Here is a 23,938-nt window from a genome sequence, read left to right as displayed (position 1 = left end):
ACCACTGACGGTGGGACCACGACCGACGGCGGTACGACGACGGACGGTGGCACGACCACCGACGGTGGGACCACGACCGACGGTGGCACGACCACTGACGGTGGGACCACGACCGACGGCGGTACGACGACGGACGGTGGCACGACCACCGACGGTGGGACCACGACCGACGGTGGCACGACCACCAACGGTGGGACCACGACCACCGGCGGCACCAGCACCACCGGCGGCTCCACCTCCACCGGCGGTTCCAGCACGTCCGGTGCCTCCACCTCCACCGGCGGCTCCAGCACCTCCGGCAACCCCGGCACCTGCACCGTCGACCTCGACGGGGCCGAGTGCGCCGACAACAACCCCGGTGCCAACGAGGCCGGGTCCAAGCCCGTGGAGCAGGGGCAGGCCAAGGAGGAGCTCGCCGAGACCGGTGCGGCCGAGACCTCGTTCCTGCTGATCGGCGCCGCGACCATGATCGCGGGCGGCATCGGCTTCCGGATGCTGCCGCGTCTGGTGAACGGCCGTAACGTCGCGTAAGCGCACCAGGACCACGTGAAGGGGCCCGGGCGGTGAGTCACCGCCCGGGCCCCTTCCTCGTGCGTGTGTACTACACCGTCTGGTGGGCCAGCAGGGCGAGCGCCGCGACCAGGACCGCCAGCAGGGCGACCAGGGCCGCCGGGCTCAGGGCGGACCAGGGGCTCTCCTGCTGGAGGCGCTCCCGGTTGGCCCGGCACACGGGGCAGCGGCCCTCGGCGACCGGGGCCGCGCAGTTGGCGCACACCAATCGGTCATAGGTCATGCGCTCTCCTCCTCCCGCGCGGCGGAGCCGCTGACGCGGACCTTGCACGTGGTTCTCTCCGCACAACGCCCAGGGAAACGCATCCGTTCCCTCTTCCACTGTGCCAGGTCGCCGCCGATTCGGCGCGCCCCGCCCGATTCCGGACCCGTGGGTACGGGACAAAAGGCGCAAGGGGGTACGGCGACTGCGCCGGGCATCCCGGTTCGCGTATGGTCACGCACACCTACTCCCGGCCGACCGTGGTGCACCCGTGATCCGATTCGACAACGTCTCCAAGTCCTATCCGAAGCAGAACCGGCCCGCGCTCAGGGACGTGTCCCTGGAGATCGAGAAGGGCGAGTTCGTCTTCCTCGTCGGCTCCTCCGGCTCCGGAAAGTCGACCTTCCTGCGGCTGCTGCTGCGCGAGGAGCGCGCCAGCCACGGGCAGGTGCACGTCCTCGGCAAGGACCTGGCCCGGCTCTCCAACTGGAAGGTGCCGCACATGCGCCGCCAGCTGGGGACGGTCTTCCAGGACTTCCGCCTGCTGCCCAACAAGACCGTCGCCGAGAACGTGGCCTTCGCCCAGGAGGTCATCGGCAAGCCGCGCGGCGAGATCCGCAAGGCCGTGCCCCAGGTCCTCGACCTGGTCGGCCTGGGCGGCAAGGAGGACCGGATGCCGGGCGAGCTGTCCGGTGGTGAGCAGCAGCGCGTCGCCATCGCCCGCGCCTTCGTGAACCGTCCGATGCTGCTGATCGCGGACGAGCCCACCGGCAACCTCGACCCGCAGACCTCCGTGGGCATCATGAAGCTGCTCGACCGGATCAACCGGACGGGCACGACCGTCGTGATGGCGACCCACGACCAGAACATCGTCGACCAGATGCGCAAGCGCGTCATCGAGCTGGAACAGGGCCGTCTCGTGCGTGACCAGGCGCGCGGCGTCTACGGCTACCAGCACTGAGCCACTGAGCAACGAAAGGCTGAAAGAGACGCCATGCGCGCTCAGTTCGTACTGTCCGAGATCGGTGTCGGTCTCCGTCGCAACCTCACGATGACCTTCGCGGTGATCGTCTCCGTGGCACTCTCGCTCGCCCTGTTCGGCGGCGCCCTGCTGATGAACCAGCAGGTCAGTGCCATGAAGGACTTCTGGTACGACAAGGTCAACGTCTCGATCTTCCTCTGCAACAAGAACGACGCGGAGTCCACGCCCAAGTGCGCCAAGGGCGCCGTGACCTCGGCGCAGAAGGAGCAGATCGAGTCCGACCTGAAGAAGATGGACATCGTCGAGTCCGTCTACAAGGAGTCGGCCGACGAGGCGTACAAGCACTACCGGGAGCAGTACGGCGACACGCCGATCGCCTCGACCATCACGCCCGACCAGATGCAGGAGTCCTTCCGGGTCAAGCTGAAGGACCCGGAGAAGTACAAGGTCGTGGCCACCGCCTTCGCGGGCCGCGACGGCGTGCAGTCCGTCCAGGACCAGCGCAACATCCTGCAGAACCTGTTCGACCTGATGAAGGGCATGAACATCGCCGCGCTCGGCGTGATGGGGCTGATGCTGGTCATCGCCCTGATGCTGATCGTGAACACCGTCCGGGTGTCCGCGTTCAGCCGCCGCCGCGAGACCGGCATCATGCGCCTGGTCGGCGCCTCCAGCTTCTACATCCAGGTGCCGTTCATCATGGAGGCCGCCTTCGCCGGACTGCTCGGCGGCGCGGTCGCCTGCGTCATGCTGCTCGTGGGCCGCTACTTCCTCATCGACCACGGCCTGGCGCTCGCCGACAAGATGCAACTGGTCAACTTCATCGGGTGGGACGCGGTGCTGTCCGTGCTGCCGCTGGTGCTCGTCATCGGCCTCCTGATGCCCGCCATGGCCGCCTTCATCGCGCTGCGCAAGTACCTCAAGGTGTGACAAGAGCCCCGGGCGTCGTACGGTCAACGGCCGTACGGCGCCCTTCGCTTGTCCTAGAGTGGGCGCCATGCCGGGCCGCCTGTTCAGCGTTCGGCCCCGCCGCCTGCGCCGTGGGGCGGCCCTGACATTGGTCTTCACCGGCGTCCTCGCCACCGCCGCGGCCACCGGCGCGCTGCCGCACGAGGAGCCCGGGCCGGCCGCCGCGCCCGCCGCCGCGACCGTGCGCGAGAAGGCGGCCCGCGCCGCCGCCGAGGCCGTCGCCGACGGCAAGTCGGGGACGGAGGCGGCCGAGGAGGTCGTCAGCCGCAGCGGTGACCGCTGGGGCGCGGTGTACGACAAGGCGGAGTACGAGGAGTTCGAGCGGGCCCTGGACGGCGAGTACACCGGCGTCGGCCTGTCCGCCCGGCGCGCCGGGCACGGCCGGGTCGAGGTGGCCCGGGTGCGCGCCGGAGGCCCCGCCGAGCGGGCCGGGATCCGGGCCGGGGACCGGCTGCGGGCCATCGACGGCGCGCCCGTGGACGGGCGCCCCACCACCGAGGTCGTCGCCCTGCTGCGCGGCGACGACCGCACCAGCGTCTCGCTGGGCCTGCAGCGCGGCAGCCGCAGCTGGACGCAGCGGCTGACCCGGGCCCGGCTCTCCACCGACGCCGTCACGGTCACCCCGCCGGACCGCGCGGGCGCCCCGGTCACGGTCACGGTGACCGCCTTCACCAAGGGCGTGGGGGAGCGGGTGCGGGACGCGGTGCGCGACGCCCCCGGGGGCGCGGGCGTGCTGCTCGACCTGCGGGGCAACTCCGGGGGGCTGCTCTCGGAGGCCGCGGTGGCCGCCTCGGCGTTCCTGGACGGCGGGCTGCTGGCCACGTACGACGTGCACGGCGAGCAGCGCTCGGTGTACGCGGACCCGGGCGGCGACACCGGCCGGCCGCTGGTGGTGCTGGTCGACGGGGGCACCATGAGCGCGGCGGAGCTGCTGGCCGGGGCGCTGCAGGACCGGGGCCGGGCGATCACTGTGGGCACCCGCACCTTCGGCAAGGGCTCGGTGCAGATGCCCAGCGAGCTGCCGGGCGGCTCGGTGGCCGAGCTGACCGTGGGGCACTACCGCACTCCGGCGGGCCGGGCGGTGGACGACCGGGGCATCACGCCCGACCTGGTGGCCCGGGAGGGGGCCGAGCAGCGGGCCCGGACGGTATTGAGTGGCCTCGGGGGCGGTGCGTAGTGCGAAAATGACCGCACTATGGCCAAGACCAAGGACAAGAAGGACAAGGGCGACGGGCGCAAGCTCATCGCACAGAACAAGAAGGCGCGCCACGACTACACGATCCTCGACACGTACGAGTGCGGACTCGTGCTGACCGGGACCGAGGTCAAGTCGCTGCGCCAGGGGCGGGCGTCGCTCGTGGACGGGTTCGTCCAGATCGACGGCAACGAGGCGTGGCTGCACAACGTGCACGTCCCGGAGTACGCCCAGGGCACCTGGACCAACCACAGCGCGCGGCGCAAGCGGAAGCTGCTGATGCACCGCGTCGAGATCGACAAGCTGGAGTCGAAGTCGCAGGAGACGGGTCACACGATCGTGCCCCTCGCGCTGTACTTCAAGGGCGGCCGGGCGAAGGTCGAGATCGCGCTGGCGAAGGGCAAGAAGGAGTACGACAAGAGGCAGACGCTGCGGGAGAAGCAGGACCGCCGCGAGACGGACCGGGTGATCTCGGCGGCCAAGCGCCGCGAGCGCGGCACCCTGAAGTAGGGCTCGGAGGAATACGCTGGCACCGTCGTGCGTTGGTCACGTACGATGGTCTTGCTCCCCCCGCGGGAGCGAGGATTGAAAAATCAACATGGGGATGATCGGTTTCGACAGCGGATGTCGAAGCAGGGGAAGCGTGTCGAGGAAGCGGCAATGATCTCGTAAACCATATGTCGCAACCAATAATCGCCAACACCAAGAGCGATAACTCCCGCTTCGCCCTCGCTGCCTGATTAGGTAGCGAACAGAAGCCTCTGTGAGGAGCGTCAGCCCGGGAGAGGTCCCGGCCCGGATCCTGGCGTCATTCAGGGATCTAAACCCCTTGCCCCGGTCACGGGGGTAGGGGGGAAATCAAACAGTGACTGAGCCCGTCGGAGACTCGTCCGCGTGATCTCCGGGGCTGAGAAAATCGAAGCGGACTGCACACGGAGAAGCCCTGTTTCCGCACCGTTGGACGCGGGTTCGATTCCCGCCATCTCCACTCATCCCATGTGGGCGAAGGCCCGGCCGCCGTTTTCGGTGGCCGGGCCTTCGTCATGCCGCCGTCCCGTCCGGGGCTGTCCGGGGGCTCCTCGTCCGGGGCTCACAGGGGGCCGGGCGGGCGGGTGAGAGCAAGGTTGCCCGGCGGTCACCTGTCGGCACGGGACGGAAACGCGCGCTCCCTAGCGTCGGGGCCACTGAACCGACCCCCGTGGAGGTGCGTGATGGCCGGCCGTTGGATCGAGCGGTGGGAGCCCGAGGACGAGGACTTCTGGCGCGCGGGCGGCGAGCGCACCGCGCGGCGCAACCTCGCCTTCTCCGTCCTGTGCGAGCACATCGGCTTCTCGGTGTGGACGCTGTGGTCCGTGCTGGTGCTCTTCATGGGCCCGGAGTACGGGGTCGACGCCGCCGGGAAGTTCTTCCTGATCGCCACCGCCACCCTGGTCGGGGCCCTCGTCCGGGTCCCGTACACCTTCGCCGTGGCGCGCTTCGGCGGCCGCGACTGGACCGTGTTCAGCGCCCTGTTGCTGCTGCTGCCCACCGCCGCGGCCTGGCTGGTGATGGAGCCGGGCACCCCCTACTCCACCTTCCTGCTGGTCGCCGCGCTCACCGGGATCGGCGGCGGCAACTTCGCCTCCTCCATGACCAACATCAACGCCTTCTTCCCGCAGCGCCACAAGGGCTGGGCGCTCGGCCTCAACGCGGGCGGCGGCAACATCGGCGTCCCCGTCGTCCAGCTGGCCGGGCTGCTGGTCATCGGCATCGCCGGGGCCGCCCACCCCCGGCTGCTGCTCGGCGCCTACCTGCCGCTGATCGTCCTGGCCGCCCTGTGCGCGGCGCTGTTCATGGACAACCTCGCGCCGGTGCGCAACGACACCGGGGCGGTGCGCCGGGCCGTGCGCGAGCCGCACACCTGGATCCTGGCGTTCCTGTACGTGGGGACGTTCGGGTCCTTCATCGGCTACGGCTTCGCCTTCGGCCTGGTCCTGCAGTCCGGCTTCGGCCGCACCCCGCTGCAGGCCGCCTCCCTGACCTTCCTCGGCCCGCTGCTGGGCTCCCTGGCCCGTCCGGTCGGCGGGCGGCTGGCCGACCGGCTCGGCGGCGCCCGGGTCACCCTGTGGGCGTTCGCGGCGATGGCGGCGGCCACCGGGGTCGTGGTCTACGCCTCGATCCAGCGCTCCCTGCCGGTCTTCCTGGCCGGGTTCACCGCCCTGTTCGTCCTCAGCGGCCTCGGCAACGGCTCGACGTACAAGATGATCCCGGCCGTCTTCCGCGCCGAGGCGGGCCGCCGGGGGCTGGCGGGGGAGGCCGCGGACGCCCTCGGGCGGCGGCTGTCCGGCGCCGCCATGGGGCTCATCGGGGCGGTCGGCGCGCTCGGCGGGCTCGGCATCAACCTCGCCTTCCGGCAGTCGTTCCGGGGCGCGGGCACCGGCACCGCCGCCTTCGTCGCGTTCCTCGTCTTCTACGGGGCGTGCCTGGCGGTCACCTGGACGGTATACCTGCGCCGCCCGGCGGGTAGCGCTGAGGGCGCAGGGACCGGACCGCGGCCCGCCTACGCGGAGGTGTGATGCGCGGGAGCGCCGTAACCCGGGGGAAATGCCGGGGAACCGCGACCGACACGGTCGCTTGCCAGGCTCGGCCGTCATGAACGGCAACGACGGTCCCCAGACGGCCGGGCCGGGGCCGCTGGCGGGCTTCACCGTCGGCGTCACCGCGGCCCGCCGCGCCGACGAGCTCGGCGCACTGCTCCAGCGGCGCGGCGCGGCCGTCCAGCACGCGCCCGCCCTGCGCATCGTGCCGCTCGCCGACGACGCCGAACTGCTGCGCGCCACCAAGGAGTTGATCGGCAACCCGCCGGACGTCGTGGTGGCGACCACCGCGATCGGCTTCCGCGGCTGGATCGAGGCGGCCGACGGCTGGGGGCACGGGGACGAACTCCTCGCCCGGCTGCGGCGGGTGGAGCTGCTCGCCCGCGGCCCCAAGGTCAAGGGCGCGATCCGGGCCGCGGGCCTCACCGAGAGCTGGTCGCCGGGCTCGGAGTCGCTGGCCGAGGTCCTCGACCGGCTGCTCGCGCACGGCGTGGCCGGCCGGCGCGTCGCCCTGCAACTGCACGGGGAGCCGCTGCCCGGGTTCGTGGAGGCCCTGCGCGAAGGGGGCGCCGAGGTCGTCGTCGTACCCGTCTACCGCTGGATGCCGCCGGAGGACCTGGCCCCGCTGGACCGGCTGATCGACGCGGTCGCGGCCCGGGCCCTGGACGCGGTCACCTTCACCAGCGCGCCCGCCGCCGCCTCGCTGCTCGCCCGGGCGCGCGCCCGGGGCCTGGAGGGGGAGCTGCTCGGGGCGCTCGACCGGGACGTGCTCAGCGCCTGCGTGGGGCCCGTCACGGCGGCCGCCCTGCAGTCCCGGGGCATCGCCACCGTCCAGCCCGAGCGCTTCCGCCTGGGGCCGCTGGTGCAGCTGCTCTGCCGGGAACTGCCCGCCCGCACCGGCGCGTTGACGGTCGCCGGGCACCGGGTGGAGATCCGGGGGCACGCCGTCCTGGTCGACGGGGAGCTGCGGCCGGTGCCGCCCGCCGGGATGGCGCTGCTCGGGGCGCTGGCGCGGCGGCCCGGCTGGGTGGTCTCCCGGGCCGACCTGCTGCGGGCGCTGCCGGGGGCGGGGCGCGACGAGCACGCGGTGGAGACCGCGATGGCCCGGCTGCGGGCGGCGCTGGGGGCGCCCCGGCTGATCACGACGGTCGTCAAGCGCGGCTACCGGCTCGCGCTGGACCCGGCGTCGCACGGGAAGTACGCCACCGACTGAGCCGGGCCACCGACTGAGCCGGGCCACCCATCGGGGCGGCCCGGTACGCGTCGAGGGCCCCGGGACGGCTTCCCGGGGCCCTTCGCCGTACCTCACCTGTCCTGCCCCTTCCCGGGTCAGAGCGAACGGTGCCGCCGGGGCAGCGCCTTGGCCAGCAGGACCAGGGCCGCGGTGGACAGCAGGCCGCGCACCACGTTCCAGAAGACCCAGGAGTTCTCGAAGGCCGCGCGCACCGCGTGCGGGTCCTTGATCTTCGCCGGGTCGCCGGCCGCCGCCAGCGCGTTGTTGAGCGGCACGTTGGCGCCGGACGTCAGGACGAAGACCAGGCCGTACGCGATGAGGGCGCCGATCACCCACCACTTGGCGGCGGTGGTGCGCTGCTGCCAGGCGGCGACGCCCGTCAGGATCAGCGCGCCGAAGAAGCTCGCGAAGAACAGCGGGTTCTCGATCACGTCGTTGATGTTCTGCATGACCTCGATGTAGACGCGGTCGCCGCTGCGGGCGAGCGCGGGCATCACCGCGACGGAGAAGGCGTACCAGACACCGGCGATCAGGCCCATCGCGACGGTGGCGGAGCCGAGGACCACCCCCTGCCACGTCGTGGCGGAGCGTGGCCGCCGCGGCGCCGGGGCGTGCGGCTGCTGCATGTGATTCCCCCAGGTGTACTGCTGTGTGTGAGCCGGATGCGGCTGCTGCTGCCCGTAGGCCGGGTGCTGCGGGTACTGCTGCTGGGTGCCGTGCTGCAGGTTCTGAGTCATACGTACAGTGAACGGCCGCACACACTGGCAAACCATGGGCGAGCGTCGCAACCCCATATTCGAGCGTCCAAGTGCCGGGCTACGGTACGCGGATGATCGCCGACACCACCGACACCCCGGCCGGCGCGGACGCCGTCGTCGTCCGCCCCGCCCGCTGCCCCGACGACGCGCCCGCCCTGGCCGACGCCATCCTGCGCAACCGCGCCCACATGCGCCCCTGGGAGCCGCACCGCCCCGAGGAGTTCTACACGGCCGAGGCGCAGGTCAGACGGCTTGAGGAGCCCGGCACCCGGCACGTGGTCGCGGTCGAAGGGGACCGGGTGGTCGGCGGCGCCCGGCTCTCCGGCACGGTCCTCGGGCCGTTCCGCACCACCTCGCTGGGCTACTGGGTCGACCCCGCGGTCGGCGGGCGCGGCGTGGCCACCCGGATGGTCGCCGAGTGCCGCCGGATCGCCGTCGAGGAGCTCGGCCTGCACCGGATCGAGGCCAGCACGATCCTGGACAACACCGCCTCCCAGCGGGTGCTGGCCAAGAGCGGCTTCGAGCGGATCGGCACCGCGCCGCGCTACCTCCACATCGACGGCGCCTGGCGCGACCACCACCTGTTCCAGCTGATCCTGCACGACAACCCGCCGCCCCTGCGGTAGCGGGGGTTCCGGCCGCACCCCGCGGCGGGCACTCTGGAGCCATGGGCTCGTACGAGTGGCGGTTCGACTCCGGGCGCGTGTGTCTGGACCTCGTGGCGACGGGACAGCCGGTGTCCCGGGAGCAACTCCGCGGCGCGGAGCGGCTGGTGGAGTGGCTGTACGGAGCGGGGCTCGTCCCGCGCGGCACCCCGACGGCCCCCGTGGACGCCCGCTGGGTGCTCCGCTTCACCGAACTGCGCTCCTGCGTCGACCAGTTGGTGCGGGCCCAGCTGGACGGCCGCGCCGCCGCCTCCACCGACGCGGCCCTGGCCCACGTCAACGCGCTGGCCGCCGGGGCGCCGCCGGGCCCGCGCGCGGTGCGCGGCGACGGCGGGGAGCTGGTCAAGGAGCTGGGCGCCAGGCCCGACTGCGACGGGCTGCTCGCGGCCGTGGCGCGCGACGCGGTGGAGCTGCTCACCGACCCGGTGGCGCGGGCCCGGCTGCGCCAGTGCGAGGGCGACAACTGCGGCCGGGTGTACCTGGACACCTCGCGCGGGCGGCGGCGGCGCTGGTGCTCCAGCGAGGTGTGCGGCAACCGCGAACGGGTGGCCCGGCACCGGCGCCGTACCGCCGCGCTCTGACCCCCCGGCCGGCCCCCGCGCCCGGCCGCGGCCGAGAAATCGCGGCGCGCGTTGAGTAGCCCCGCCCCTCCCGTACGTAGTCACTCCCGACAGCAGTTGGACGGGGTCTCGACCGGGAGGTTCGGGTGCGCAAGGATGCCGCCGTGGCCGATGGGCGTCCGCAGCGGGCGCGGCACCGAGGGGCCCCCTCGCGGTCCGGACCGTTCCAACAGGGCGAACCCGACGAGGAGTTGGTCCGCGCGCTGTACCGTGAGCACGCCGGGCCCCTGCTCGCCTACGTACTGCGCCTCGTCGCCGGCGACCGCCAGCGCGCCGAGGACGTCGTGCAGGAGACGCTCATCAGGGCCTGGAAGAACGCCGGTCAGCTCAACCGGGCCACCGGCTCCGTCCGCCCCTGGCTGGTGACGGTCGCCCGCCGCATCGTCATCGACAACCACCGCAGCCGGCAGGCCCGGCCGCAGGAGGTCGACCCGTCGCCGCTGGAGGTCCTGCCCGCGGAGGACGAGATCGACAAGGCGCTGTGGCTGATGACGCTGTCGGACGCGCTCGACGACCTGACGCCCGCGCACCGCGAGGTGCTGGTGGAGACGTACTTCAAGGGGCGTACGGTCAACGAGGCCGCCGAGGCGCTCGGCATACCCAGCGGGACGGTCAGGTCCCGGGTCTTCTACGCGCTCCGTTCGATGAAGCTCGCACTGGAGGAGAGGGGGGTCACGGCATGACAGGGCACGGGCAGGACTCCGTGCACGACGCCGCGGGGGCGTACGTGCTCGGCATTCTGGACGCGGCGGACGCCGCCGCGTTCGAGGCGCACCTGGCGGGCTGCCGCACCTGCGCCGCCCACCTCGACGAGTTCGCGGGCATGGAGCCGCTGCTGGCCGTGCTCAAGGAGCCGGCGCCGCCCGCCCCGGTCCGCACCGAGCCCTCGCCCCGGCTGCTGCGCGGCCTGGTCGACGAGGTCGCGGCCGGGCGCGCGCGCCGGCGCAGGCGCGGCCTGTACCTGGTGGCGGCCGCGGCCGTGCTGGTCGTCGGCGCGCCCGCCGCGGCCGTCGTCGCGACCTCCGGCGGTGACGGCGGCGGGAGCCAGGCGGCCGATCCGCACCCCACCAGCCCGGCCGAGGACGCCTTCTTCCACCACATGACCCACAAGGCCTCCGGCACCGATCCGGCCACCAAGGTCACCGCCACCGTCGGCACCGAGGCCAAGGGCTGGGGCACCCACGCCGTCCTGGAGCTGAAGAACGTCAAGGGCCCGCTCAAGTGCAGCCTGGTCGCCGTCGCCAAGAACGGCGAGGAGGAGGTCGTCACCTCCTGGTCCGTGCCCGCCTGGGGGTACGGCATCCCGGACAGCCCGCACAAGGACGCCACCCATCCGCTGTACGTGCACGGCGGGGCGGCCATGGAGCCCAACGACATCGACCACTTCGAGGTGAGGACCTTCGACGGCAAACGCCTGGTCGAAGTACCCGCGTGAGCGGAACAGGCCGGAACGGAGACTGACAGCGGCGCCCCCTTCGCGTACGGTTGACGGCTGCCCAGTGCACGTCAGAAGGGGGCCTCGGTGGCCGCGCAGGAAGCCGCTGGAACCACGGTCGATTCCGTCAGGGACCGTGAGATCGGCGTCGAGCAGGAACATCTGGACCAGGCGTACCGCCGCCTTGAGGAGAAGATCCACGAGGCCGAGTTCCTGATGCACGACGCCGCCCAGCGCGGCCAGGTCGGCACCCCCGGCGCGCTCGCCGAGCGCGACGCCCAGGTCTTCCGGGCGGGGATCCACCTCAACCGGCTCAACAACGAGTTCGAGGACTTCCTCTTCGGCCGGATCGACCTGCTGCGGGGCAGGGACGGCGAGAAGGGCCCGGACGGCGCCTACACGGCCGTGGAGGCCCACGAGGACGCCGTGCGGCCCGACAACACCGCCGACATCGCCGAGACGCTGCACATCGGGCGCCTGGGCGTGCTGGACCGCGACTACTCGCCGCTGGTCATCGACTGGCGCGCGCCGGCCGCCGCGCCCTTCTACCGCTCCACCCCGGTCGAGCCCGGCCGGGTGGTCCGCCGCCGCGTCATCCGCTCCAAAGGCCGCCGGGTGCTCGGCGTCGAGGACGACCTGATGCGCCCCGAGCTCACCGCGTACCTGGACGGGCAGCAGCTCGCCGTGCTCGGCGACGGCGCCCTGATGGCCGCGCTCGGCCAGGCCCGCAGCCACACCATGCGCGACATCGTCTCCTCCATCCAGGCCGAGCAGGACCTGGTCATCCGGGCCCCCGCCGCCTCCGTCACGCACGTCGAGGGCGGCCCCGGCACCGGCAAGACCGCGGTCGCCCTGCACCGCGCCGCGTACCTGCTCTACCAGGACCGCAGGCGCTACGCGGGCGGCATCCTCATCGTCGCCCCGACCGCGCTCCTGGTCGCCTACACCGAGGGCGTGCTGCCCTCGCTCGGCGAGGAGGGCCAGGTCGCCATCCGGGCCGTCGGCTCGCTGGTGGACGGCGTGGAGGCCACCGCCTACGACGACCCCGCGGTCGCCCGCGTCAAGGGCTCCTCGCGGATGCTGAGGGTGCTGCGCAAGGCGGCCCGCGGCGCCCTGGAGCAGGGCCGTGCCCCGGAGCGGCTGCGGGTGGTCGCCTTCGGGCGGCGCCTGGAGCTGGAGGCCGACGAGCTGCGCCGCATCCGGCACGACGTGCTGGGCGGCACCGCCCCGGTGAACCTGCTGCGCCCGCGCGCCCGCAGGCTGCTGCTGGACGCGCTGTACGCCAAGTCCGGCTCGGCGGGCCGCCACTCGGGCGACCCGGAGCTGGCCGCCGAGCTGCGCTCCTCCTTCGACGAGGACGTCACCTCCGAGGACCCGTTCATCGACTTCCTGAACGCCTGGTGGCCCGAGCTGACCCCGCGCGGGGTGCTCGCCGCGATGGCCGACGAGCGGTCCCTGGGCCGCTGGGCGCGCCGGGTGCTCAACCCGGGCGAGGTGCGCCGGCTGGCCCGTTCGCTGCGCCGCGAGCGGTACTCGGTGCACGACGTGGCGCTGCTCGACGAGCTCCAGTCGGTGCTGGGCGCTCCGGCGCGCCCGAAGAAGAGACGCGAGCTGGACCCGCTGGACCAGCTGACGGGCCTGGAGGAGCTGATGCCGGTCCGCGAGGAGACGTCCCGCGAGCGCGCCGAGCGGCTGGCCCAGGAGCGCACCGAGTACGCCCACGTGATCGTGGACGAGGCGCAGGACGTCACGCCCATGCAGTGGCGGATGATCGGCCGCCGCGGCCGGCACGCCACCTGGACCGTGGTCGGCGACGCCGCCCAGTCGTCCTGGTCGGACCCGGACGAGGCGGCCGAGGCGCGCGAGGAGGCCCTGGGCTCCCGGCCCCGGCGCCGCTTCACGCTGACCGTGAACTACCGCAACCCGGCCGAGATCGCCGAGCTGGCCGCGAAGGTGCTGGCCCTGGCGATGCCCGGGATGGAGTCGCCGCGCGCGGTGCGCTCCACGGGCGTGCGGCCGCGGTTCGCGGTGGCGGGCGGGGACCTGGCGGCCTCGGTGCGGGCGGAGGCGGAGCGCCTCCTGGCGACCGTGGACGGCACGGTGGGCGTCGTGGTGGCCATGCGCCGCCGCGAGGAGGCCGCGCGCTGGCTGGCGGGCCTGGGCGAGCGCGTGGTGGCGCTGGGCTCGCTGGAGGCCAAGGGCCTGGAGTACGACGCGACGGTGGTCGTCTCGCCCGCGGAGATCGCCGACGAGTCCCCGGCCGGCCTGCGGGTGCTCTACGTGGCGCTCACCCGGGCGACGCAGCAGCTCACGGTGGTCTCGGGGGAGCGGGACGAGCCGGACGCGCTGGGCGTGCCGGACCTCCTGCGGGACTGACGGGCGCGGGCGCCGGGGAACTCGTACGAAGTCAACCGACGATGCCGGAATCACTTGCCGGGGTGGTTTGTTAGCCTGGGTGTGGCACCGGCTCGATCCAAGCCCCCGGGCCCAACCTTCGTCCCTTTGAGGGACCACTTGCCGCGAGGCGAGCATGGCGGGTCGGTGCCACCTAGTGCGTACGTACGAAGTCGAGGTCCTCGTCACCTGATGGTGGCGGGGACCTCTTCTGTTTCCCCGTAACTTCTCGTATGGTGGAAAAGGTTTTCCAAAACCGCAATGACCATTACCTGCTACCCGCAGGTAGGTGCGACCATCGGACAACCAGCAACGAAGCTAGGGAAAGCAGAGGAACCCGGTCATGGCAACGGCACCCAGCGTCTCGTACTCGATGACGGTCAGGCTGGAGGTGCCCGCGAGTGGAACCGCCGTCTCGCAGCTCACCACGGCCGTGGAGTCGTCCGGCGGCTCGGTGACCGGCCTCGACGTCACCGCGTCCGGCCACGAGAAGCTCCGCATCGACGTCACGATCGCCGCCTCCTCCACCGCGCACGCCGACGAGATCGTCGAGGGGCTGCGCGGCATCGAGGGCGTCGTGCTCGGCAAGGTCTCCGACCGTACGTTCCTGATGCACCTCGGCGGCAAGATCGAGATGGCGTCCAAGCACCCCATCCGCAACCGTGACGACCTCTCCATGATCTACACCCCGGGCGTGGCCCGGGTGTGCATGGCGATCGCCGAGAACCCCGAGGACGCCCGCCGCCTCACCATCAAGCGCAACTCCGTCGCAGTCGTGACCGACGGCTCCGCCGTGCTGGGCCTGGGCAACATCGGCCCCAAGGCCGCGCTGCCCGTCATGGAGGGCAAGGCGGCCCTCTTCAAGCGCTTCGCCGGCATCGACGCCTGGCCGCTCTGCCTGGACACCCAGGACACCGACGCCATCGTCGAGATCGTCAAGGCCATCGCCCCCGGCTTCGCGGGCATCAACCTGGAGGACATCTCGGCGCCCCGCTGCTTCGAGATCGAGGCCCGGCTGCGCGAGGCCCTGGACATCCCGGTCTTCCACGACGACCAGCACGGCACCGCGATCGTGGTGCTGGCCGCCCTGACCAACGCCCTGCGCGTGGTGGGCAAGGGCATCGGCGACGTCCGGGTCGTGATGTCCGGCGCCGGCGCGGCCGGCACCGCCATCCTCAAGCTGCTGCTCGCGGCCGGGGTCAAGCACGCCGTGGTGGCCGACATCCACGGCGTGGTGCACGCCGACCGCGCCGACCTGGTGGACGCGGCCCCGCAGTCCCCGCTGCGCTGGATCGCCGACAACACCAACCCCGAGGGCGTCACCGGCACGCTCAAGGAGGCCGTCGTCGACGCCGACGTCTTCATCGGCGTGTCGGCCCCGAACGTGCTTTCGGGCGAGGACGTGGCCGCCATGGCCGAGGGCGCGATCGTGTTCGCGCTCGCGAACCCCGACCCCGAGGTGGACCCGGCAATCGCCCGTCAGACGGCGGCAGTTGTGGCCACCGGGCGCTCGGACTTCCCCAACCAGATCAACAACGTCCTGGTCTTCCCGGGCGTCTTCCGCGGCCTGCTCGACGCCCAGTCGCGCACGGTCAACACCGAGATGATGCTGGCGGCGGCCAGCGCCCTGGCGGACGTCGTCTCCGAGGGCGAGCTGAACCCGAACTACATCATCCCGTCGGTGTTCAACGACAAGGTGGCGGGCGCGGTGGCCGGAGCCGTGCGCAACGCCGCCAAGGCCGCGGGGGCCGCTGTGACGGCGCCCACGTCGGCCTGAACCGGCGCGTCGCGGGGTGCGGGCCCGCAAACCCGCCCGTAGGGTGGCGGTTCGGCTGTGCCGGTCGCCCCGCGGCGTCCGGCGGAGTCGACGGAACGTCACCACGACGAGAAGGTGGCGCTTTTCGTGTGACTCCGGGTGACTCCGGAGGGTGCCGGATTGGCTTTCCCGCCGCTGGTGGGGGCAGGATGCGTATCCGGGCGCCAGGGTCTGACACCAGACCCGGGTCCGGGACTGTCAGAGGGCCCTGGCACCATCAGCTTTCGCTGGTGTTGAACATGCGGCTTCGCCGCCGCGTGGCACGCCTCACAGGCAAGAAGAACACGGGAGTAACAACATGAACCGCAGTGAGCTGGTGGCCGCGCTGGCCGACCGCGCCGAGGTGACCCGCAAGGACGCCGACGCCGTGCTGGCCGCTCTCGCCGAGACCGTCGGCGAGATCGTCGCCAAGGGCGACGAGAAGGTCACCATCCCCGGCTTCCTGACCTTCGAGCGCACCCACCGTGCCGCTCGTACCGCTCGTAACCCGCAGACCGGTGACCCGATCCAGATCCCGGCCGGCTACAGCGTGAAGGTCTCCGCGGGCTCCAAGCTCAAGGAAGCCGCCAAGGGCAAGTAAGCCCCCGGCAGGACCTACGCAGTACGTGACGAGGGCGGCCACCCCGACAGGGGTGGCCGCCCTCTCCGCGTCCCCGGCGGCCCTCCGGGCCCTTCCGGGGCCCCGTTTCCTCCCGGCCCTTCCAGGGCCCGCTCCCCGGCCCTGGAAGGGCCCCGGCACGCGAGAGCGCGCCGGGCCCGGGGCGTCCGGGCGGTGCGGCGGGTCTCAGACCAGGGCGCTGCCGGGCAGCTCCACCTTGGCGCCGAGCTCGACGAGCTTCTCCATGAAGTTCTCGTAGCCGCGGTTGATCAGGTCGATGCCGTGCACCCGGGAGGTGCCCTGCGCCGCCAGCGCCGCGATCAGGTACGAGAAGCCGCCGCGCAGGTCGGGGATGACCAGGTCGGCGCCCTGCAGCTTGGTCGGCCCGGAGACGACCGCCGAGTGCAGGAAGTTGCGCTGGCCGAAGCGGCAGTCGGAGCCGCCCAGGCACTCGCGGTAGAGCTGGATGTGGGCGCCCATCTGGTTCAGCGCCGAGGTGAAGCCGAGCCGGGACTCGTACACCGTCTCGTGGACGATGGAGAGGCCGGTGGCCTGGGTCAGGGCGACGACCAGGGGCTGCTGCCAGTCGGTCTGGAAGCCCGGGTGGACGTCCGTCTCCAGGGCGATCGACTTCAGCTGGCCGCCGGGGTGCCAGAAGCGGATGCCCTCGTCGTCGATGTCGAAGGCGCCGCCGACCTTGCGGTAGGTGTTGAGGAAGGTCATCATCGAGCGCTGCTGGGCGCCGCGCACGTAGATGTTGCCCTCGGTGGCCAGCGCCGCGGACGCCCAGGAGGCCGCCTCCAGGCGGTCCGGCAGGGCGCGGTGGGTGTAGCCGCCGAGCTTGTCGACACCGGTGATCCGGATGGTCCGGTCGGTGTCCATGGAGATGATCGCGCCCATCTTCTGCAGTACGCAGATGAGGTCCTCGATCTCCGGCTCCACGGCCGCGTTGGACAGCTCGGTGACGCCCTCGGCGAGGACGGCGGTGAGCAGCACCTGCTCGGTCGAGCCGACCGAGGGGTAGGGCAGCCGGATCTTGGTGCCGCGCAGCCGCTGCGGGGCCTCCAGGTACTGGCCGTCGGCGCGCTTCTCGATGGTCGCGCCGAACTGGCGGAGCACGTCGAAGTGGAAGTCGATGGGACGGCCGCCGATGTCGCAGCCGCCCAGGCCCGGGATGAAGGCGTGGCCGAGGCGGTGCAGCAGCGGGCCGCAGAACAGGATCGGGATGCGCGACGAGCCCGCGTGGGCGTCGATGTCGCCGACGTCCGCGGACTCCACGTGCGTCGGGTCCAGGACCAGCTCGCCGGGTTCGTCGCCGGGGCGGACGGTCACGCCGTGCAGCTGGAGCAGCCCGCGCACCACGCGGACGTCGCGGATGTCGGGCACGTTGCGCAGTCGGCTCGGCTCGCTGCCGAGCAGGGCGGCGACCATCGCCTTGGGCACGAGGTTCTTCGCGCCGCGGACGCGGATCTCGCCCTCCAGCGGGGTTCCGCCGTGGACAAGCAGGACATCGTCGGTGCCGGTCATGAATCTCGCGTTCCGGAAGGAGGGGCAGGGGCCAAGAGAAAAGGGTAAGGGGCTTCTACCCCTGTCCCGTAAGGCCAAGGGGGGCCCACAGATGTAATGAATTCGGCACAACACCCTCCGTCGCCGTCCCCTCGCGGAGGGTGAGCATCCGTTTTCGGCCGTGCGAGCGGTGTCCGCGCTGGCCGGAGCGGGTCGTCTGGCCGGTCCGGCCGGAGCGCCCCGCGCGCGGCGAATATGCGGGATCATGTCTCCCATGCCCGAGGTGTCCTCGCTCACAGGGCGGCTGCTCGTCGCCACGCCCGCGCTGTCGGACCCCAACTTCGACCGCGCGGTGGTGCTGCTCCTCGACCACGACGACGAGGGTTCGCTCGGCGTGGTCCTGAACCGCCCGACCCCGGTCGGGGTCGGCGACATCCTGGAGGACTGGGCGCCGCTTGCGGGGGAGCCGGGGGTGGTCTTCCAGGGCGGTCCGGTCGGCCTGGACTCCGCGCTCGGGGTCGCGGTGATCCCCGGCGACGAGGGCCCGCTCGGCTGGCGCCGGGTGCACGGGGCGATCGGCCTGGTCGACCTGGAGACCCCGCCGGAGCTGCTGGCCAGGGCGGTCGGCTCGCTGCGGATCTTCGCGGGGTACGCGGGCTGGGGCCCGGGGCAGCTGGAGGACGAGCTGGCCGACGGCGCCTGGTACGTGGTGGAGTCCGAGCCGGGCGACGTCTCCTCGCCGGTGCCGCGTGCGCTGTGGCGGGCGGTGCTGCGGCGCCAGCGCGGCGAGCTGGCGATGGTGGCGACGTACCCGGACGACCCGAGCCTGAACTGAGCGCGCCCGGGGTGGGTACCCTTGGACTCCATGAGCACTCTTGAGCCCGAGCGCGGGGCAGGTACGGGGACCCTCGTAGAGCCGACGCCGCAGGTGTCGCACGGCGACGGCGACCACGAGCGCTACGCCCACTACGTCCAGAAGGACAAGATCATGGCGAGCGCCCTCGACGGCACTCCCGTGGTGGCGCTGTGCGGGAAGGTCTGGGTACCGGGTCGCGACCCGAAGAAGTACCCGGTCTGCCCGATGTGCAAGGAGATCTACGAGTCCATGGGCCCCGGCGGGGACAAGGACAAGGGCGGGAACGACAAGAAGTAGCCACGAGCCCACGAGCCCCCGGGCTCGCGGGACTTCGGGTTCCCACCGCGCCGGGACGGCCCCCGGACGCGCACCACGGTGCGCGTCCGGGGGCCGTTTCGCGTTCCCGGGGCCCCGCGCGGGCCGCCCGGCACCCCGCTCGCCGTTGCACCCCCTGCAACCGCTGGTCACAGAGTGGTTGAGACCTCTTGTCCGGCCGTTGGGGCCCGCCTAACCTCCTGCGTGTTGTGCAGCACGAAACGACCGTTGCGCATGCTGCAACGCCATCGGAGGGGACCACCGCCATGAAGCTTCCTGCCAGGCTTTCTGCCCGAACCGCCTTCCCGATCACGGCGCTCGCGCTGGCCGGCCTCGCCGCCACCGCCTGCGCCCCGCAGACCTCGGACACCAGCGCCAAGCAGGACGACAAGAGCGGCACCCTGCGCGTCTGGCTGTTCCAGGAGGTCGGCAACAAGCCCAAGGAGCAGGTCGTCGACGAGGCGGTGAAGGCCTTCGAGGCGCGCAACAAGGGCGCCGAGGTGAAGGTCGAGTACATCCCCGTAGACACCCGCGCCCAGCGCATCAAGGCCGCCTTCAACGATCCCAAGAGCGCGCCCGACGTCATCGAGTACGGCAACACCGACACCGCCGGGTACGTCAAGGACGGCGGACTCGCCGACGTCACCGCCGAGTTCGACGCCTGGGCCGACGCCAAGGACGCCGACGCCACCGCGCGGCAGTCGGTCACCGTCGACGGCAAGGTCTACGGCGCGCCCCTGTTCGTCGGCGTCCGCGCCCTGTACTACCGCACCGACGTCTTCGAGGAGTTGGGCGTCCAGCCGCCCAAGTCCCAGGCCGAGCTGATCTCCACGGCCAAGAAGGTCCACCAGGCCAGGCCCGAGCTGTACGGACTCGCGGTCGGCGGCGCGTACACCTACGGCGCCATGCCGTTCATCTGGGCCCACGGCGGCGAACTCGCCACCGGCACCGGCCCCGCCTACAAGTCCGCCGTCAACAGCGCCGCCGCCCGCAAGGGCATCGAGGCCTACACCTCGCTGTTCGGCGACGCCAACTGCCCCGCCGCCAAGTGCGCCTCCATGGGCGGCAACGCGACCGTCACCGCCTTCGCCTCCGGCAAGGCCGCCATGGCCATCGGCGGCGACTTCAGCCACGCCGCCGTCGAGGCGGGCACCGTCAAGGGCAAGTACGCGGTGGTGCCGCTGCCCGGCGTCGCCCCCGGCTCGATCGCCCCCGCCTTCGCGGGCGGCAACAACATCGGCGTGCTCAAGTCCAGCGCCCACCGCACGCTCGCCGTCGACCTGATGAAGTCCCTCACCGGCAAGCAGGCCCAGGGGCGGCTCTTCGACGCCATGGGCTTCCTGCCCACCTACACCGACGTGCGCGCCGAGGCCGCGAAGAAGCAGCCGTTCGTCAAGCCCTTCATCGACACCCTGGGCGCCGGCGCCAAGTTCGTCCCCGCGTCGCCCGGCTGGGGCCAGATCGACGCCTCGCTGGTGCTGCCGACGATGTTCCAGGAGGTCGTCAGCGGCCGCAAGGACGTCGCGGCCGCCTCCGACGCCGCCGCCAAGAAGATGGACGCGGCCTTCGCCGCCGCGGGCTGACCGCCATGGCCAACGGCACCCTCACCGAGCCGCGCGAGGCGGCCGCGCCGCCGACGCCCCCCGCCCGCAAGGGCGCGGGGCCCCGCGCCCGCGCCGGCTGGACCCCCTGGCTCTACCTGCTCCCCGCGCTCGTCGCCATCGGCGCGCTCCTGGTCTACCCGATCTACCAGCTCGGCCTGATCTCGTTCCTGGAGTACACCCAGGCCCAGGTCAGCGGCGGGCAGCCGACCTCCTTCAAGGGCCTGGGCAACTACGCGGAGCTGTTCTCCGACGGCCAGTTCTGGCAGGTCCTGCTCGCCACCGTGCTGTTCGCCGCCGCCTGCGTCGTCAGCACCCTCGCCGTGGGCTGCGCCCTGGCCGTGCTGCTCACCCGGATCCGCGCCGTGCCCCGGCTCGCGCTGATGATGGCCGCGCTCGGCGCCTGGGCCACCCCGGCCGTCACCGGCTCCACCGTCTGGGTCTTCCTCTTCGACCCCGACTTCGGACCGGTCAACAAGGTGCTCGGGCTCGGCGACCACTCCTGGACCTACGGCCGCTACAGCGCCTTCGCCCTGGTCCTCTTCGAGGTCGTCTGGTGCTCGTTCCCGTTCGTGATGGTCACCGTGTACGCGGGCATCCGCGCGATCCCCTCCGAGGTCCTGGAGGCCGCCGCGCTCGACGGCGCCTCGCAGTGGCGCACCTGGCGGTCCGTCACCGCCCCGATGCTGCGGCCCATCCTGGTCGTCGTCACCATCCAGTCGATCATCTGGGACTTCAAGGTCTTCACCCAGATCTACGTGATGACCAACGGCGGCGGCATCGCCGGGCAGAACCTCGTCCTCAACGTGTACGCCTACCAGAAGGCGTTCGCCTCCTCCCAGTACAGCCTCGGCTCCGCCATCGGCGTCGTCATGCTGCTGATCCTGCTGGCCGTCACACTGGTCTACCTGCGCCTGCTGCGCCGACAGGGGGAAGAACTGTGAGCCCCGCCCGCACCGCCGCCCGCACCCCCGCCCGTACGCTCGTGCGCCGCCCCGGACGGCTCGCCGCCGAGGCCACCGCGCTGCTCGTCGCGGCCGCCGTCGCCTTCCCGCTCTACTGGATGGTGCTCTCCGCCTTCAAGCCGGCGGGCGAGGTCCAGTCGACCGAGCCGCGCCCCTGGACGCTCTCGCCGTCCCTGGACTCCTTCCGGCGCGTCTTCGAACAGCAGGACTTCGGGCGCTACTTCCTGAACTCGCTGATCGTCGCGGGCACCGTCGTGGTGGCCTCCGCGCTGATCGCCTTCCTCGCCGCGACCGCCGTCACCCGGTTCCGCTTCCGCTTCCGCACGACCCTGCTCATCATGTTCCTGGTCGCCCAGATGGTGCCGATCGAGGCCCTGACCATCCCGCTGTTCTTCCTGATGCGGGACTTCGGCCAGCTCAACACCCTGGGCTCGCTGATCCTGCCGCACATCGCCTTCTCGCTGCCCTTCGCGATCTGGATGCTGCGCGGCTTCGTCAAGGCGGTGCCCGAGGCGCTGGAGGAGCAGGCCGCCATCGACGGGGCGAGCCGGACCCGCTTCCTGTGGCAGATCCTGTTCCCGCTGGTCTTCCCCGGCCTCGTCGCCACCAGCGTCTTCTCCTTCATCTCCACCTGGAACGACTTCCTGTTCGCCAAGTCCTTCCTCATCAGCGACACCTCGCAGTCGACGCTGCCGATGGCCCTGCTCGTCTTCTTCAAGCCCGACGAGAACGACTGGGGCGGGATCATGGCGGCGTCCACCGTGATGACCGTCCCCGTGCTCGTCTTCTTCGTCCTGGTCCAGCGCCGCCTCGTCTCCGGACTGGGCGGGGCGGTCAAGGACTGAACCGCGCGTCGCGCCGCACACCCGACCCGAAAGGTCAGCACGTCATGAGCGACCACCAGCACGGGGCCCTGCTCCCCGCGCCCCTGAGGACCGTCGTACGCGAAGAGGGCGCCGGCCACCGCACCCTCGGCGCCGACACCACCCTCGACGCGGGCCCCGGCACCGAGGACACGGCCCGCTGGCTGCGGGCCGAACCCGGCGCCGCCACGGGCCTGCCGCTCCCGCCGGGCACGGGCCCCCGCTCCGTACGCCTGCGCGTCAGCCCGGAGATCGGGCGCGAGCACGGCCCCGAGGGCTACCGGCTCTCCACCGACGGCTCCGTCGAGGACGTCGACGTCCTGATCGAGGGCGGCAGCGCCGCGGGCGTCTTCTGGGGCGCCCAGACACTGCGTCAGCTCCTGGGCCCCGACGCCTACCGCAAGGCCCCGGCCGGCGCGGCCGAGCGCCGGCTGCCCGCCCTCACCGTCACCGACTCGCCCCGCTTCCCCTGGCGCGGCCTGATGCTCGACGTCGCACGGCACTTCATGCCCAAGGCCGACGTCCTGCGCTACCTCGACCTGCTCGCCGCCCACAAGCTGAACGTCTTCCACTTCCACCTGACCGACGACCAGGGCTGGCGCATCGAGATCAAGCGCCACCCCCGGCTCACCGAGGTCGGGTCCTGGCGCGCCCGCACCAAGTGGGGCCACCGGGCTTCCCCGTTGTGGACCGACGTGCCGCACGGCGGCTTCTACACGCAGGACGACATCCGCGAGATCGTCGCCTACGCGGCCGCCCGGCATATCCGCGTCGTGCCCGAGATCGACATCCCGGGACACTCGCAGGCCGCCATCGCCGCGTACCCCGAACTGGGCAACTCCGACGTCATCGACACCACCGCCCTCTCCGTCTGGGACACCTGGGGGGTCAATCCGAACGTACTCGCCCCCACTGACAACGTCCTGCGCTTCTACGAGGGCGTCTTCGAGGAGGTCCTCGACCTCTTCCCCGCCGACGTCTCGCCCTTCGTCCACGTCGGCGGCGACGAGTGCCCCAAGGACCAGTGGAAGGAGTCCCCGCTCGCCCAGGCCCGCATCGAGGAGCTCGGCGTCGGCGACGAGGACGGCCTGCAGTCCTGGTTCATCCGGCACTTCGACGGCTGGCTCGCCGCGCGCGGGCGCCGTCTGATCGGCTGGGACGAGATCCTGGAGGGCGGCCTGGCGCCCGGCGCCGCCGTCTCCTCCTGGCGCGGCTACGCCGGCGGGATCGCCGCCGCCGAGGCGGGCCACGACGTCGTCATGTGCCCCGAGCAGCAGGTCTACCTCGACCACCGGCAGGCCCCCGGCGAGGACGAGCCCGTCCCCATCGGCTTCGTGCGCACCCTGGAGGACGTCTACCGCTTCGAACCGGTTCCGCCGCGGCTGTCCGCCGAGGCCGCCGCCCACGTCCTCGGCACCCAGGCCAACGTCTGGACCGAGGTGATGGAGAACCGCTCCCGCGTCGACTACCAGGTCTTCCCGCGCCTGGCGGCCTTCGCCGAGGTGGCCTGGTCCCGGCTGCCCGACCCGCGCGAGCGGGACTTCGAGGGCTTCCGGGAGCGAATGGCCGTCCACTACGCGCGCCTTGACGCCCTCGGGGTCGACTACCGGCCACCGGGCGGCCCGTTGCCGTGGCAGCGGCGACCCGGCGTGATCGGACGCCCGATCGAGGGGTCGCCCCCAAACGTGTGAGCCGGTCGGGGCGCTGCCCGCCCCGGACGCCGCCGCCTGGGACCGTGGACGGCCGTGAGGCACAAGTCGTACAAGGCTCGCCGAACGCGCCGAAAGCGGACCATCACCCCCGGGAGGTGCGTCCGGG

Annotated in this window: 23 protein-coding genes and 1 other RNA gene; 21 read left to right on the top strand and 3 right to left on the bottom strand. The window is 72.2% G+C overall.

Annotated features, from left to right (window positions below):
* Positions 1-531: LPXTG cell wall anchor domain-containing protein (locus tag ABT160_RS03640; protein ID WP_351642988.1), on the top strand; the 531-nt coding region annotated here is incomplete at its 5' end.
* A gap of 70 nt (positions 532-601) precedes the next feature.
* Here ABT160_RS03640 and ABT160_RS03635 read toward each other — a convergent pair.
* Positions 602-793: a hypothetical protein gene (locus tag ABT160_RS03635; RefSeq protein ID WP_351642987.1), complete on the bottom strand. Its 192-nt coding sequence runs from the start codon at positions 791-793 to the stop codon at positions 602-604.
* 250 nt (positions 794-1,043) lie between these two features.
* Between ABT160_RS03635 and ftsE the strand changes: the two genes are divergently transcribed.
* The 7 genes from ftsE to ABT160_RS03600 all read left to right on the top strand — a co-directional run bounded on the left by ftsE (position 1,044) and on the right by ABT160_RS03600 (position 7,707).
* Positions 1,044-1,733 carry a cell division ATP-binding protein FtsE gene (ftsE, locus tag ABT160_RS03630; RefSeq protein ID WP_351642984.1) on the top strand — a complete coding sequence of 230 codons (690 nt, stop codon included), beginning with the start codon at positions 1,044-1,046 and terminating at the stop codon, positions 1,731-1,733.
* Positions 1,734-1,766: 33 nt separating this feature from the next.
* Positions 1,767-2,684 (top strand): permease-like cell division protein FtsX, encoded by a 918-nt coding sequence (ftsX, locus tag ABT160_RS03625; protein ID WP_351642982.1) that lies wholly within the window; start codon positions 1,767-1,769, stop codon positions 2,682-2,684.
* 67 nt (positions 2,685-2,751) lie between these two features.
* Positions 2,752-3,900 carry a S41 family peptidase gene (locus ABT160_RS03620; protein ID WP_351642980.1) on the top strand — a complete coding sequence of 383 codons (1,149 nt, stop codon included), beginning with the start codon at positions 2,752-2,754 and terminating at the stop codon, positions 3,898-3,900.
* A gap of 18 nt (positions 3,901-3,918) precedes the next feature.
* Positions 3,919-4,428 (top strand): SsrA-binding protein SmpB, encoded by a 510-nt coding sequence (smpB, locus tag ABT160_RS03615; RefSeq protein WP_351642977.1) that lies wholly within the window; start codon positions 3,919-3,921, stop codon positions 4,426-4,428.
* A gap of 90 nt (positions 4,429-4,518) precedes the next feature.
* Positions 4,519-4,909, top strand: a transfer-messenger RNA (tmRNA) gene (gene ssrA / locus ABT160_RS03610).
* A gap of 220 nt (positions 4,910-5,129) precedes the next feature.
* Positions 5,130-6,473, top strand: a complete 1,344-nt coding sequence (locus ABT160_RS03605) for a nitrate/nitrite transporter (RefSeq protein WP_351642974.1) — start codon at positions 5,130-5,132, stop codon at positions 6,471-6,473.
* Between the two features lie 76 nt (positions 6,474-6,549).
* Entirely contained in the window at positions 6,550-7,707 is a 1,158-nt protein-coding gene (locus ABT160_RS03600; RefSeq protein WP_351642971.1) for a uroporphyrinogen-III synthase, read from the top strand.
* Between the two features lie 116 nt (positions 7,708-7,823).
* On the opposite strand, the gene ABT160_RS03595 is transcribed toward ABT160_RS03600, so the two are convergent.
* Complete coding sequence (locus tag ABT160_RS03595; protein WP_351642968.1) at positions 7,824-8,465, bottom strand: anthrone oxygenase family protein; 642 nt, start codon at positions 8,463-8,465, stop codon at positions 7,824-7,826.
* A 92-nt stretch (positions 8,466-8,557) separates the two neighbouring features.
* Between ABT160_RS03595 and ABT160_RS03590 the strand changes: the two genes are divergently transcribed.
* The 7 genes from ABT160_RS03590 to ABT160_RS03560 all read left to right on the top strand — a co-directional run bounded on the left by ABT160_RS03590 (position 8,558) and on the right by ABT160_RS03560 (position 15,996).
* Positions 8,558-9,112: a GNAT family N-acetyltransferase gene (locus ABT160_RS03590; RefSeq protein ID WP_351642965.1), complete on the top strand. Its 555-nt coding sequence runs from the start codon at positions 8,558-8,560 to the stop codon at positions 9,110-9,112.
* A 41-nt stretch (positions 9,113-9,153) separates the two neighbouring features.
* Entirely contained in the window at positions 9,154-9,732 is a 579-nt protein-coding gene (locus ABT160_RS03585) for a CGNR zinc finger domain-containing protein (protein WP_351642964.1), read from the top strand.
* Between the two features lie 125 nt (positions 9,733-9,857).
* A complete protein-coding gene (locus tag ABT160_RS03580; protein WP_351642961.1) occupies positions 9,858-10,454 on the top strand; it encodes a sigma-70 family RNA polymerase sigma factor in 597 nt (198 codons plus the stop codon).
* Positions 10,451-11,206 carry a zf-HC2 domain-containing protein gene (locus ABT160_RS03575; protein ID WP_351642958.1) on the top strand — a complete coding sequence of 252 codons (756 nt, stop codon included), beginning with the start codon at positions 10,451-10,453 and terminating at the stop codon, positions 11,204-11,206. The genes ABT160_RS03580 and ABT160_RS03575 overlap by 4 nt, the downstream gene beginning before the upstream one ends.
* Positions 11,207-11,293: 87 nt before the next feature.
* On the top strand, positions 11,294-13,582 hold the full coding sequence (locus tag ABT160_RS03570; protein WP_351642955.1) for a HelD family protein: 2,289 nt from the start codon (positions 11,294-11,296) through the stop codon (positions 13,580-13,582).
* Positions 13,583-13,943: 361 nt separating this feature from the next.
* The gene (locus ABT160_RS03565) at positions 13,944-15,377 is read left to right on the top strand and encodes an NAD-dependent malic enzyme (RefSeq protein ID WP_351642952.1); all 1,434 of its coding nucleotides are present in this window, start codon (positions 13,944-13,946) and stop codon (positions 15,375-15,377) included.
* A 337-nt stretch (positions 15,378-15,714) separates the two neighbouring features.
* The gene (locus tag ABT160_RS03560; RefSeq protein ID WP_003954777.1) at positions 15,715-15,996 is read left to right on the top strand and encodes an HU family DNA-binding protein; all 282 of its coding nucleotides are present in this window, start codon (positions 15,715-15,717) and stop codon (positions 15,994-15,996) included.
* 204 nt (positions 15,997-16,200) lie between these two features.
* Here the strand turns inward: ABT160_RS03560 and murA are convergent, their stop codons facing one another.
* Entirely contained in the window at positions 16,201-17,541 is a 1,341-nt protein-coding gene (gene murA, locus ABT160_RS03555; RefSeq protein WP_351642949.1) for a UDP-N-acetylglucosamine 1-carboxyvinyltransferase, read from the bottom strand.
* Between the two features lie 253 nt (positions 17,542-17,794).
* On the opposite strand from murA, the gene ABT160_RS03550 reads away from it, so the two are divergent.
* From ABT160_RS03550 to ABT160_RS03525, 6 genes are all read left to right on the top strand, one after another.
* The gene (locus ABT160_RS03550; RefSeq protein WP_351642946.1) at positions 17,795-18,355 is read left to right on the top strand and encodes a YqgE/AlgH family protein; all 561 of its coding nucleotides are present in this window, start codon (positions 17,795-17,797) and stop codon (positions 18,353-18,355) included.
* A 30-nt stretch (positions 18,356-18,385) separates the two neighbouring features.
* The gene (locus ABT160_RS03545; protein ID WP_351642944.1) at positions 18,386-18,673 is read left to right on the top strand and encodes a DUF3039 domain-containing protein; all 288 of its coding nucleotides are present in this window, start codon (positions 18,386-18,388) and stop codon (positions 18,671-18,673) included.
* A gap of 284 nt (positions 18,674-18,957) precedes the next feature.
* Positions 18,958-20,274 (top strand): extracellular solute-binding protein, encoded by a 1,317-nt coding sequence (locus ABT160_RS03540; RefSeq protein ID WP_351642941.1) that lies wholly within the window; start codon positions 18,958-18,960, stop codon positions 20,272-20,274.
* Positions 20,275-20,279: 5 nt separating this feature from the next.
* Positions 20,280-21,236, top strand: coding sequence for a carbohydrate ABC transporter permease (locus tag ABT160_RS03535; protein ID WP_351642938.1), 957 nt, complete (start codon positions 20,280-20,282; stop codon positions 21,234-21,236).
* Positions 21,233-22,102, top strand: a complete 870-nt coding sequence (locus ABT160_RS03530) for a carbohydrate ABC transporter permease (RefSeq protein WP_351642935.1) — start codon at positions 21,233-21,235, stop codon at positions 22,100-22,102. Before ABT160_RS03535 ends, ABT160_RS03530 begins: the two co-directional genes overlap by 4 nt.
* Positions 22,103-22,146: 44 nt before the next feature.
* On the top strand, positions 22,147-23,811 hold the full coding sequence (locus tag ABT160_RS03525) for a beta-N-acetylhexosaminidase (protein WP_351642932.1): 1,665 nt from the start codon (positions 22,147-22,149) through the stop codon (positions 23,809-23,811).
* Positions 23,812-23,938 lie beyond the last annotated feature (127 nt).

It is taken from the genome of Streptomyces sp. NPDC001941 (assembly GCF_040296945.1).
Taxonomy (GTDB): Bacteria; Actinomycetota; Actinomycetes; order Streptomycetales; family Streptomycetaceae; genus Streptomyces.
This window is presented reverse-complemented; position numbering and strand designations above follow the sequence as displayed.

What these genes read in the sequence shown, in the direction of transcription:
- ABT160_RS03635 (WP_351642987.1), bottom strand. Translation starts at nt 793, where the DNA reads ATGACCTATGACCGATTGGTGTGCGCCAACTGCGCGGCCCCGGTCGCC.
- ftsX (WP_351642982.1), top strand. Translation starts at nt 1,767, where the DNA reads ATGCGCGCTCAGTTCGTACTGTCCGAGATCGGTGTCGGTCTCCGTCGC.
- ABT160_RS03620 (WP_351642980.1), top strand. Translation starts at nt 2,752, where the DNA reads ATGCCGGGCCGCCTGTTCAGCGTTCGGCCCCGCCGCCTGCGCCGTGGG.
- smpB (WP_351642977.1), top strand. Translation starts at nt 3,919, where the DNA reads ATGGCCAAGACCAAGGACAAGAAGGACAAGGGCGACGGGCGCAAGCTC.
- ABT160_RS03605 (WP_351642974.1), top strand. Translation starts at nt 5,130, where the DNA reads ATGGCCGGCCGTTGGATCGAGCGGTGGGAGCCCGAGGACGAGGACTTC.
- ABT160_RS03600 (WP_351642971.1), top strand. Translation starts at nt 6,550, where the DNA reads ATGAACGGCAACGACGGTCCCCAGACGGCCGGGCCGGGGCCGCTGGCG.
- ABT160_RS03595 (WP_351642968.1), bottom strand. Translation starts at nt 8,465, where the DNA reads ATGACTCAGAACCTGCAGCACGGCACCCAGCAGCAGTACCCGCAGCAC.
- ABT160_RS03590 (WP_351642965.1), top strand. Translation starts at nt 8,558, where the DNA reads ATGATCGCCGACACCACCGACACCCCGGCCGGCGCGGACGCCGTCGTC.
- ABT160_RS03585 (WP_351642964.1), top strand. Translation starts at nt 9,154, where the DNA reads ATGGGCTCGTACGAGTGGCGGTTCGACTCCGGGCGCGTGTGTCTGGAC.
- ABT160_RS03575 (WP_351642958.1), top strand. Translation starts at nt 10,451, where the DNA reads ATGACAGGGCACGGGCAGGACTCCGTGCACGACGCCGCGGGGGCGTAC.
- ABT160_RS03565 (WP_351642952.1), top strand. Translation starts at nt 13,944, where the DNA reads ATGGCAACGGCACCCAGCGTCTCGTACTCGATGACGGTCAGGCTGGAG.
- ABT160_RS03560 (WP_003954777.1), top strand. Translation starts at nt 15,715, where the DNA reads ATGAACCGCAGTGAGCTGGTGGCCGCGCTGGCCGACCGCGCCGAGGTG.
- murA (WP_351642949.1), bottom strand. Translation starts at nt 17,541, where the DNA reads ATGACCGGCACCGACGATGTCCTGCTTGTCCACGGCGGAACCCCGCTG.
- ABT160_RS03550 (WP_351642946.1), top strand. Translation starts at nt 17,795, where the DNA reads ATGCCCGAGGTGTCCTCGCTCACAGGGCGGCTGCTCGTCGCCACGCCC.
- ABT160_RS03545 (WP_351642944.1), top strand. Translation starts at nt 18,386, where the DNA reads ATGAGCACTCTTGAGCCCGAGCGCGGGGCAGGTACGGGGACCCTCGTA.
- ABT160_RS03540 (WP_351642941.1), top strand. Translation starts at nt 18,958, where the DNA reads ATGAAGCTTCCTGCCAGGCTTTCTGCCCGAACCGCCTTCCCGATCACG.
- ABT160_RS03535 (WP_351642938.1), top strand. Translation starts at nt 20,280, where the DNA reads ATGGCCAACGGCACCCTCACCGAGCCGCGCGAGGCGGCCGCGCCGCCG.
- ABT160_RS03525 (WP_351642932.1), top strand. Translation starts at nt 22,147, where the DNA reads ATGAGCGACCACCAGCACGGGGCCCTGCTCCCCGCGCCCCTGAGGACC.